Source organism: Prevotella sp. LCP21S3_D2 (assembly GCF_052118345.1).
Taxonomy (GTDB): domain Bacteria; phylum Bacteroidota; class Bacteroidia; order Bacteroidales; family Bacteroidaceae; genus Prevotella.
The window spans coordinates 1-732 of the sequence record NZ_JBQKHJ010000084.1 but is presented as its reverse complement, the minus strand read 5'-3'; the positions used below and the strand labels follow the sequence as shown (position 1 = coordinate 732).

Here is a 732-nt window from a genome sequence, read left to right as displayed (position 1 = left end):
AGACCATCCTCGTCATGTGGTATCAGTTCCCATCTGCATCCACCTTGCATCTTGCCAGTCTTGAGCTGCATGGCATTGTGGTTCTTTGCAAACTCTCGATTGTCTGGACTTTGATAGGCACCATCTGCATACAGGTCTTCAATCGTAGAATCCGTGACACGTTCACTGTTTTCCACAGCCTCCTGAAGGAAATGGCAGTCTGCAAATACTGCAGTTTCAACCTGAACGGAAGTGATGATGTTAGGCTTGCCTTCCTCTACAGTCTCTGTGATGTTGGTCACATAGCCTTGCACCTTCTGGTCGTTCTTGGCACGATAGGTTGCATCAGGATCGTTAGGATTCTGAAGACTGTCTGCCTTTACCTCCTTCTTGTCTCGAAGTACAGCCTTTCCGTCCATTACGACATACTGTTCTTCAAACAGACGCAGAAGAAGATCATGTGCAGGAGAAGTAGCTGGAAAAACTGCCAGCATCTCCATGATGAAATTACCAATTCTGGCAAGATTGCTCTGAAGCGTATCAGAGTCAGAGCGGTAAACTGTCTTGGAGGAATCCTCTTTCAAGTATTCCTTTGCCCGTTCTTCCTGCTCTGGGGAGAGATGGGTAAGCGTGCATGTCTTGAGGAACTTGACCAGAGTTGTATGTATCAGTTCATAGCGAGACTGGCGAGCGATATTGCTACCGATAAGCTTACTGTCCATACGGACGCATTTGCCTGATATCTTGAGAAGG

The 732-nt window shown here is 47.1% G+C and carries 1 pseudogene; it reads right to left on the bottom strand.

Annotation, left to right across the window (positions count from 1 at the left end):
• A pseudogene (locus ACTQ16_RS16690) lies at positions 1-701 on the bottom strand (transposase); the annotation flags it as partial.
• Positions 702-732 lie beyond the last annotated feature (31 nt).